Origin of the sequence: Actinocrinis puniceicyclus (genome assembly GCF_018283645.1) — a bacterium.
Classification (GTDB): domain Bacteria; phylum Actinomycetota; class Actinomycetes; order Streptomycetales; family Catenulisporaceae; genus Actinocrinis; species Actinocrinis puniceicyclus.
Map to the genome: position 1 here is coordinate 29,660 of NZ_JAGSXH010000017.1, position 9,062 is coordinate 38,721.

The window sequence follows — 9,062 nt, forward strand, 5'->3', positions numbered from 1 at the left end:
CCGCGTGAGAAGCCGCACGGCGGGTATCCGCTGTCACCGGCCGCTTGAGCGACCGGCCGAAGCGCGCAGAACCTGAGAGGGAGCCATGTCGATCGGAGCGAACCTCACCGTGATCGCGACCGGCGCGATCCTTTCCTTCGCCACCCACATCCACAGCTCCGGTTTCAGCGTGGTCGCGATGGGCGCCGTACTGATCGCGGTCGGCGTCGTCGGGCTGTGCCTCCAGATCGCCGCGCTGCGCCGGCGGCAGGAGATGACCGCGACCGAGATCGTCAGCCCGGAACGCGCGGTACTGGTACGGCCGCCATCCGAGCACTGAGCCGAACGCATTTTCCGGCGCAGCGAGGGTACAAGGCGGCAACGGAAGCGCACGATGCGGTCAGTGCGGAGGCGGAGTATGGACGCAAGAGGGCTCTCGCTGCGGGAACAGCGCATTCTCGCGGAGATCGAGTCGGCGCTGCGGCTCGATCGCAGGCTGGACGAGAGGTTGCGCGATCTGCGCGCACCCGCCGGAGCAAGGCTGCTCTCACTCCAGCGCAGACTGCGCGCGGCCGAACTGAGCCTACTGATCCCCACGACGCTGCTGCTCTCGCTCGCCGCGGGACGTACCGGCTCGCTTCCCATCGCGATCGCAGCCTGCTGCGTCGGCGTGCTGAGCATCGCGCTGTTGTGCACGGTCCTGATCGGCCGAGCCGAGCGGCGCCGCGGCCGGCAGTGGCGCGACGCGCCCTCGCGCCTCTCCTTTCCGGAGACCTGACCCAGCCCGCCTGGAAACCGGCCCAGCCCGCCTGGAGGCTCGAGGCGATCCGCCCGCAGAGCTGACGCCGCGGCACGATGCGTCTTCTTATATGAGCCTGCGTATTCGTCGCCTCCGGCAACTTTCAGTCCATTTCACAACCACCACGCACGGTCGTCGCCCGCGGCCTGCGGCGACTTTGAGTCACCACGCGACTACGCAAACCGACCGGTGGCGGCGGGTACCTTCCTGACTCGATCGAACAGGCTTCGAATCGACGAAAGGATCCGGCTGATGTTCTCCGGCAGACGGGCTCGACTGCTCGCACCGGCGCTCGCCGTCTCGACGGCGCTGGCCGCGGCCGCGAGTCTGACCCTCCTGTCCACCGACGCCGCCCAGGCGGCCACCACGACGCTGTGCGGGGCCACCCAGACCGCGTCCGTCGCCGGCGGTCAGTACATGGTCCAGAACAACGAATGGGGCTCCTCCGCCTCGGAATGCATCACCACCGACGGAAACGCGGACTTCACCGTCGCGAACTCCGCCATCTCCACCGGCACCAGCGGCGCCCCCGGCGGCTATCCCTCGATCTACAAGGGCTGCCACTGGGGTCTTTGCACCTCGGGCAGCGGCCTGCCGATCCAGGTCTCGACCATGTCCCCGGGCAAGGTGACCACGAGCTGGAGCACCACACAGCCCGGCAACGGCATCTACGACGTCGCGTACGACATCTGGTACAACCAGTCGTCGTCGACCAGCGGCCAGCCCAACGCCGAAGAGATGATGATCTGGCTCAACCACACCGGCAGCGTGCAGCCTTCCGGATCGGTCGTGGCCAGCAACGTCAGCATCGGCGGCCACACCTACAACGTCTGGCTCGGCCGCGAGAGCACCTGGAACGACGTCTCCTACGTCATGACCAGCCCGACGACGTCGGTCAGCAACCTCGACATCGACCTGCTGGCGGCGGACTCGGTCAGCCGCGGCTACATGACGAACTCGGACTACCTGATCGACCTGGAAGCCGGATTCGAGCTCTGGCAGGGCGGCGCCGGACTGGCGACGAACAGCTACTCGGTGAACATCGGCGGCGGCGGGTACACCCCTGCGCCGACCACCGCGCCGCCCACGACTCAGCCTCCGACGACTCAGCCGCCCTCGACGCCTGCGGGCGGCCGGGGCTGTCGCGCCGCCTACTCGGTGACCGGCACCTGGCCGGGCGGTTTCCAGGGCCAGGTGGTGGTGACCAACACCGGCGGCTCCACCAGCGGCTGGACTCTGAACTGGACCTATCCGGGCGACCAGAAGATAAGCAGCCTCTGGAACGGCACGTACAGCCAGTCCGGCGAGCAGATCACGGTGCGCAACGCCGCCTACAACGGCACGCTCGCCCCCGGCGGCACGACGAGCGTGGGCTTCACCGGGACGTATTCGAGCAGCGACGCGGCTCCGTCCTCGGTGACCTGCACGGCCAGCTGACAGCGGGCCGGACGCGCGGAAACACCGCGAGAGCACGACGGTTCGCCGGCCCGGCGCGGGCCGGCGAACCACTGCACGGGGGTCCTGGACGCGGGTGCGGCCGACGGGTCGGCGGGACGGCCGCACCCGCCCGCGAATCCGCCGGGGTCGCTCAGTCGGTGACGCTTCCGGAGAGCCGCTGGACCTCCGCGGTCAGCTGGCTGGCGGCGGGGCGGGAGATGCGCTCCTTGCCGACCAGCTGGTCCAGCCGCCCGTCGAAGCGGGCGATCTTGTCGCGGATCTCCTGAAGGTGAGCCGGACCGCCGTTGCGCTGCGCCGAGACCACCGAGTTCTCGATGTCGACGATCGAGTTCTGCAGATCGCCGCCGGTGGTCGGGTCGAGCGTGGCCGGGCCGTCCGCGACGAAGACGCGGATCTGGGCCCGCACCGCCTCCAGGTAGCGGATCGGATCCGCGGCCGCGGCCGCCGAGATCGGCGGCGCGCTGCCCCCGGACATCCGCGGCGCGACGGCACCGTTCGAGGGTGCCGGACCGGCCGGCGGCGAGCCGGGAGGCGCGGCCAACCGTGGCGGCTGCGCGGCGGTGGCGCCCGGATGGCCGCTCGGGAGCAGCAACACCAGCGCCGCGGCACCCGAAAGGCCGACGACGGCCCCGACGAGCAGCGGCCGCGCGCTGCGCCGCCGCCTTCCCCTGCCGCCGGCTTCGCCCGGGCCGGGTACGTCCGCGCCGGGTACGTCCGGCTTGGGCGCGGGGGCTGCCCGGGTCCTTCCGTCGAACGCGGCTCCCGCCCGCGCCCGCCGGCTCGGCGCGGCGCCGGCCGACTCGGCCGCCGAGCCGTCCGCCCGCCCCGGGTACGCCGCCTCGGGTGCGACCGGGTCCTGCCCAGGGCGTTGTGCGGGGCGCTGCTCGATGTACTGCTCAGGGTGTTGTGCAGGGTGTTGTGCAGGGTGCTGCGGCTCGTCGAACGCCTCCGCCAGCATCGTGCTCTCGCCCGGGTAGTGCTCGGCCACGGGACGGAACTGCGCGAGCGACCTGCGCGGGGTATGGCCGAGGGGCTCGCCCACCGGGAAACCCGCCGCGGAGGCGATGCCCGACAGCGTCGTGAGCGCCTGCGTCGCATCGGGCCGGAACGCAGGATTCTTCGAAAGACAGGCATGACAGAACTCGACCACGCGCGCGGGCAGGCCGGGCACCTCGATCGGCGGAGGCGGGTCGTACAGCTGCGCCTCGAAGATCTCAGTGATGTCGTTGCTCTGATACGGGGGGCGACCGGTCAGGCACCAGTACAGCACGCAGCCGAGGGCGTAGATGTCCGAAGCCGGTTTCGCCCGCTGCCCGCGCACCTGTTCCGGGGCCATGCACAGCGGTGTGCCGACGGTCAGGTTGCCGGTCAGGTCGCCGTCGCCGGCCGCGCGGGCGATGCCGAAGTCGAGCAGCTTCGCGCCGTCCGGGACCAACATGACGTTGGCTGGTTTCACGTCTCTGTGCACGACTCCCGCGCGATGCGCGGCGCGCAGCGCGTCGGCGACCTGCGCGGCGACGGCGACCGCCTCGGCCCAGGGTAGCGCCGCTTCCTTCAGCCGCCGGGCCAGACTGGTCCCGGCGAGCATCTCGGTCACCAGAACGGGCTGGGTGCTGCCGTCGGCGTTGGGGATCTCCAGGTAGTCCCGGATGGCGCAGATGCGCGGATGCTCAAGCCGGGCCAGCACCCGCGCTTCGCGCCGCAGCCGCTCCCGCTCCGTCGGGTCGTCCACCGCGGCGCCGCGCAACAGCTTGACGGCGACCGGGCGGTCGCGGGCCACGTCGAGCGCCTCCCACACGGTCGCGCTCCCGCCCGCGCCGAGCGGCTGGACCAACTGGTAGCGCTCGGCGAGCAGCGTGCCGGGTATCGCGGGCTCCATGACGCGGATTATTCCGCCGTACCCGGCCGCACGGGTGAAACCAGGAAAGAACTGACGGCACGTTAAGCAGATCGTAAGATCCCGATCCCGTCGCCGCATGGGCACGAGCCTGCGTCGCGCCGGCTCCGGGCCGCGCCGTTCGCCCGCCGGATCCCGCGTTGAGACCAATGCCGCTCGTCCCGGCCATTGAGCCGCCCGGACCTAGAGCTTACCATCGAGTAAGGTGAGGCTTACCTATTGAGGTTCGGGAGGTTCGATGGACGGGCGGCGGCGCGCGACATCGGGGTTCGAGCGCGCGGACACCCCGAGTACCGCTCTGCCCTTCCGGCCGCACCACCTCGCCGCCACCGCCCGCGGCGCTCACGACACCGAACCGGCCGCGGCGCCCGCCCCGGCACGGTTCCGCGAGGTGCTCGGCAATTTCGCCACCGGTGTGACGGTCATCACAGCGCTGGACGGCCCGGCACCCGTCGGGTTCACCTGCCAGGCGTTCACCTCGCTCTCGCTCGATCCGCCGATGGTCTCCTTCTCGGTCTCGCGCGATTCGAGCACCCGGCCCCGGATCCTGGCAGCCGGCCGATTCTGCGTGAACGTGCTGGCCTTCGACCAGCACGGCCTCTGCGCGCGCTTCGCCGCTCGCGGCGCGGACCGCTTCGCCGGCGTCGACTGGTGGCGCTCCCCCGGCGGCTGCCCGGTGCTCGACGGGTCGCTGGCCTGGATCGACTGCACCGTCGAGGCCGGGTACCCGGCGGGCGACCACATGATCGTGGTCGGCAACGTGCGCGCGCTGTCGGTTCAGCGCGAGGCCGCGCCGCTGGTGTATCACCGCGGTGCGTTCGCGAACTGCTTCCCACTCGCCAACACCGGAGCGCTTCCGCGCGTGTGCTGACGGAGTCGCTGGCCAACGCCACTGCATCCGGTCAAGCCGCGCACGCGTCTCTAACGCCGGATGGTTGTGGCCGGGGTTGCGCCCGGCCACCGAGGCAACAAAGAACGACGGCCCGTCCGTGCCGCGGATGGTCATCCGCGGCACGGACGGCGTCCTTCGACTTCGACCGCCCGGTCCCCGAGCACGGCCCCGGCCGCGGCGCCGCCTTGACGACGAACCCGCCCGGTCTTCGAACCCCGCCCGATCACTGAACCCCCACGCACCCGGTCACGTGTTGCGAAGGGACTGTGACGGGCGGTGCGATCGTGATCAAGTTCGGACAGCCGGCTGCTCATCCCGGCGCGGGAACGCAGGGGCCGGCGCGGGTGGTGACCGCGGCAGGTCTGGCGGTCGACGCCTACGTGCACGCCGATCTCGCCTCGGTCTACGACCCGGTGCGCGCGGGCATCAGCCAGGGCGACCTCTTCCGCGTCGAGGCGGCCGCCTCCGCGCTCGCCGCCCTGCTGGTGTTGCTGAGCGCGCGACCGCTTGTCTGGGCCTTCGCGTTCCTCGTCGCGGCGAGCGGTCTCGGCGCGCTGCTGCTGTACCGGTACGTCGACGTCGGCGCGCTGGGCCCGCTGCCGAACATGTACGAGCCGCTGTGGTTCACGAAGAAGACCGCCACGGCCGTCGCCGAAGCCCTCGCGGCGGTCACCGCGCTCGCCGGCCTCGTCGGCAGCTTCGCACGCGCCCGCGCGCCGGCCGGCGCGAGCGCGGGTCAGTACTCCCCGTGACGCTCGGTCAGATGGTAGGCCTGGGCGTGGCGTCCGGCCTCGTGGAAGGCCGCGCGAAGCTGCGTGAAGTCGTCGCGGCGCGCGGCCCGGGTCAGGATCAGATCCGCCTCCGCGTCGCAGCCGCGCGTCGCCAGGTTCGAGGCGAGCACCACCAGGTCGGCCGGCGGCATGCTGGCGCCGAGGTGCTCCAGGTACCGGTCGGTCTGGTCGGATGCGCGCACCCGCCGCAGCGTGCCGAGGATCATGCTCGGGTCCGGCCGGGTGGCCAGCGCGGAGATCAGCAGCTCCCCGGCAGCCTGGGCGCCCTGCCTGCTCTCCGCGAGCAGCGCCATCGCCTCCACCGCCTCGATCGGCGGGGCCTGCGCGGCGAAGCTGTCGAGCAGGCTGGCGGCGTCCTGGTGCCGGCCCGCCTGGGTCAGCGCGAGCACCGCGGCACACACCTGCTGCGGCGCGCCGCGGCCCAGGGCGGCGAACAGCAGGTCGGCTTCCTCGTCCCGCCTTGCCGTGCGCAGCACGCTGACCGCGTCGATGTACTCCTGCGGGGAACGGGCACGCAACTGCGCGTCCAGCAGCGCCGCGGTCGAGCCGGAAACCGCCAGCGCCACCAGCGCCGAGGCCAGCTCCACGAGCGGCCGGCCGGCCAAGACGTCGAGCACGCGCGCGGCGTCCTGCTCGGCCCCGGACTCCCACAGCTCGCGAGCCACCGCCGCGGCGACGCCCACGGGCGCCTGGGTCGCCAGGCGCACCACGCGCTCCGCGTCCTCGACGCGTTCCGCCGAGCGCAGGGCTTGCAGCAGCCCGACGATATGGCCGGGCCTGCCGTTGAGCACCCCGAGGACGAGCTTGTCCGCGTGCGCGGCCTCACGGTGCCGCCGCAACACGTCGATGTAGCCGACGGTCGCCGACGGGGGCCGGCTGAGCGCGGCCGTGGCGTAGGCGTGCACGGCCAGATCCCGCTGCCGCCCGGCTTCCAGGTACGAGGACAGCGCCACGAGTTCGACGTCCGAATAGGCCGGGACGGCATGGCTGAGCAGCCGGTAGGCCAGGGCTGACAGGTCGGCCGACGCGAGATCGGTGGCCAGATAAGCGGTCAGCGACGGGAACGGGCCGACCGCCTTCTCGGCGGCGCCGAGCAGCGTGTCGATCTCGTCCTGCGCGCCGTGCGCGGACATGCGGCGCAGCAGCGCGGCGAAGCGGTCCGGCGGCCAGTTGCCGGCGGCGAGCTGCGCGGCTCGGGCGTAGAGAGCGTACGAGCAGCGTTCCACTCCCCCGGCCTCGAGCTGCTCGGCAAGCGTCAGCACCCTGCCTTCCTGCCAGTGCGTCGTGGCCTCGGCCAGGATCGGGCCCACCTCGTGCGCGGCGCCCAGATCCGGCAGCAGTTCCAGGAGCGGTTCGAGCGCGGCCGCGTCCGGGGCGTGCCCGGTGGCCTCGGCGAACAGCAGGGCGGCCTGCGGTTTGCCGCCGCGGGCGGTCAGCGCCCGCGCCAGCCGCCTGATCTGGTCGACCGGTCGGCGGGCGGCCTGGGCCAGCAGCCGGGCGCACTCCTCCCGGTAGCCGGACTGGACGAGGGAAAGGGCGATCTCGGCGAAATGGTCCGGCGCGCGCATGAGGACGATGGCCTCGGCCTGGTCCGCCTCGGCGGTACGCCCGGCCATGCGCAGGACGACCAGCAGCAGCGCGACGTTCGGGGGCACGCCGCGCGCGGCCACGCCGGCGAGCACTTCATCGGCCACCTGCGGCCAGCCGGAGGTGCGCAGTTGCGCGGTCCAGTCGGCCAGCGCGGCGGGGGCCATCGTCAGCGCCGCGTCCTGGCCTTCGGGAACCTTGGGCAGGTTGTCGTTGTAGGTGCGGTCGGACGCATCGGACTCGGCGGCGGCGCGCTCGCGCTCCGGTCCTTGGCCCGCTCGCTCGGCGGATGCGGCGCCGGGCGCCGTGCCGGTCTGGGCGCCCGCCTGGCCGTCGGCCCGGCCGCCATCGCCGCGCGCGGCGGCGGGCCGCGCGGCCCGCGTGTTGCGCAGCAGCACGATCCGCCGCTCCCCCTGGCCCGGCCACAAGCGCGGCGCGGGAAGCTGGCGGGAGGCCAGGTCACGACCGAGGTGGTGGTGCAGCGCGGCCAGGTCGAGGTCGTCGCCGGAGTCCGGCACACCGCTGCGGGCGGTGCGCACGAGCGCGCCGGTGAGCGCGGTCATGCGCTGGCCCGACGGCCCCCAGGACTTCGCGTCCTTCGCGCTCGCGGCCAGCACGCTCGCGCCCGCCACGGCCTCCAGCGCGGCCGGTCCGGTGGAGTGCGGCGCGGGCACCTCCCCGTCGTAGCAGTAGTCCAGGATGATGATCCGGTCGGCGGCGCGGCCGGTGTCGCGGACCAGCGCCGCCACGTCCGGGTAGCGCAGCGCGCGGTAGAGGCGGGACTCGGACGAACCGGGCAGCGCGAAGTAGAGGTCGGGGTGGCGCGGCGCGGCGAGGGTGTAGCCGACGATGTAGAGGATGAACGCACCGGTCGCGGCCGCGGCCGCCTCGTAGACGGTGTCGAGCACCGCGGCCGCGTCGGGCGGGTTGCGCAGCACGGTGCAGTGTTCGGGCGTCAGCCCCAGCAGAGCGGGATCGGTCAGCAGGGCGGACATCTCTTCGACGTCGCCGGCCACGCCGGGGGTCGGTCCAGGCGCCTCGGCAGGCACGTAGTCGTCCACGGCGATGAGGACCGCACGCGACGTGGCCGGATCGTGCACTGGCAAAGCCGCCCCCTCCCACTGAGCCTTGCGGGGTTCCTCCAGAGATCCTGCAACGCGACAGTAAAATCCGATGTGTATTCGAGCCGCTGTAACCGACCCGTTACCGCGGACGCGGCCGGGATCGATGCCACAGTGTATTCACAGTTGAGACCGGGAATGTAGTGCGCTGGAGAATAAGCCTTGGCGTGCTGAAAGCCGAGAATGGCCCGAGTACGGAACGATTTTCACCGCACCGCGCCCTATTAGGTGAATTGCGCGTTATGTCGCTTTACCTACCGCCGGATCCGATCACGCGGCCGTTGGACCCTTGCCCGCGCGCCCGCCGGCCGGCCGCTCGCGGCGCCGGCCGACGGGCCGACGGGCCGACGGGCCGACGGGCCGACGGGCCGACGGGCCGAAAACGGTCGGTGCGGGTGTCGACCAGGTCGAGCGCCGAAGCCCGCCGAAGGGCGGGCCCGGGCCCGGTCGGCCCGATCCAGCGAACCCGCATGAGCACACTGCGACGGGTCACCGCGGCCCCGCCGCCCCGATGAAGGACTCTGCGACAAAATCCCAC

7 protein-coding genes are annotated in these 9,062 nt (G+C 72.4%); 5 read left to right on the top strand and 2 right to left on the bottom strand.

The annotated features are described in order from the left end of the window. The first annotated feature begins 85 nt into the window (after positions 1–85). The 3 genes from KGA66_RS07580 to KGA66_RS07590 all read left to right on the top strand — a co-directional run bounded on the left by KGA66_RS07580 (position 86) and on the right by KGA66_RS07590 (position 2,215). Positions 86–319 (top strand): hypothetical protein, encoded by a 234-nt coding sequence (locus tag KGA66_RS07580; protein WP_211466067.1) that lies wholly within the window; start codon positions 86–88, stop codon positions 317–319. A gap of 78 nt (positions 320–397) precedes the next feature. Further along, on the top strand, positions 398–757 hold the full coding sequence (locus KGA66_RS07585) for a hypothetical protein (protein ID WP_211466069.1): 360 nt from the start codon (positions 398–400) through the stop codon (positions 755–757). A 273-nt stretch (positions 758–1,030) separates the two neighbouring features. Next, the gene (locus tag KGA66_RS07590; protein WP_211466071.1) at positions 1,031–2,215 is read left to right on the top strand and encodes a GH12 family glycosyl hydrolase domain-containing protein; all 1,185 of its coding nucleotides are present in this window, start codon (positions 1,031–1,033) and stop codon (positions 2,213–2,215) included. Positions 2,216–2,366: 151 nt separating this feature from the next. On the opposite strand, the gene KGA66_RS07595 is transcribed toward KGA66_RS07590, so the two are convergent. Then, positions 2,367–4,115 (bottom strand): serine/threonine-protein kinase, encoded by a 1,749-nt coding sequence (locus KGA66_RS07595; protein WP_211466073.1) that lies wholly within the window; start codon positions 4,113–4,115, stop codon positions 2,367–2,369. Between the two features lie 256 nt (positions 4,116–4,371). Between KGA66_RS07595 and KGA66_RS07600 the strand changes: the two genes are divergently transcribed. Then, positions 4,372–5,004 carry a flavin reductase family protein gene (locus tag KGA66_RS07600; RefSeq protein ID WP_211466075.1) on the top strand — a complete coding sequence of 211 codons (633 nt, stop codon included), beginning with the start codon at positions 4,372–4,374 and terminating at the stop codon, positions 5,002–5,004. A gap of 305 nt (positions 5,005–5,309) precedes the next feature. Beyond that, on the top strand, positions 5,310–5,777 hold the full coding sequence (locus KGA66_RS07605) for a hypothetical protein (protein WP_211466077.1): 468 nt from the start codon (positions 5,310–5,312) through the stop codon (positions 5,775–5,777). Here KGA66_RS07605 and KGA66_RS07610 read toward each other — a convergent pair. Continuing rightward, the gene (locus KGA66_RS07610; protein WP_438822021.1) at positions 5,762–8,503 is read right to left on the bottom strand and encodes a caspase, EACC1-associated type; all 2,742 of its coding nucleotides are present in this window, start codon (positions 8,501–8,503) and stop codon (positions 5,762–5,764) included. The genes KGA66_RS07605 and KGA66_RS07610 overlap by 16 nt on opposite strands. Positions 8,504–9,062 lie beyond the last annotated feature (559 nt).